Consider the following 237-nt stretch of genomic DNA (forward strand, 5'->3'; position numbering starts at 1 on the left):
TTGATCAGGCAGTTCACCGCGTCGAGCGGACCGCAGAGCTGCGTCGCGGCCTGCTCGATCCACTCGGCGACGCAGGCGTCGAGCTTGGGCGCGGGCGTGTAGTCGCCCATCACGTCGGACAGCTTGAAGCGCTTCGTCGCCAGATGGCGGGCGAGACCGGAGAGCGAGACGAGCGTCTGGATCTGCTCACCCGGCCCATCGGGGCCGGCGACGCGCATGAAGCCCAGTTCGCCGGAG

At 69.2% G+C, this 237-nt stretch carries 1 protein-coding gene; it reads right to left on the reverse strand.

Annotated elements, in window-relative coordinates:
* Positions 1-237 (reverse strand): hypothetical protein (locus tag I5E_RS25070; RefSeq protein ID WP_042723452.1); only part of this gene is annotated, 237 nt, incomplete at both ends.

The organism is Curtobacterium sp. B18, from assembly GCF_000333375.1.
GTDB lineage: Bacteria > Actinomycetota > Actinomycetes > Actinomycetales > Microbacteriaceae > Curtobacterium.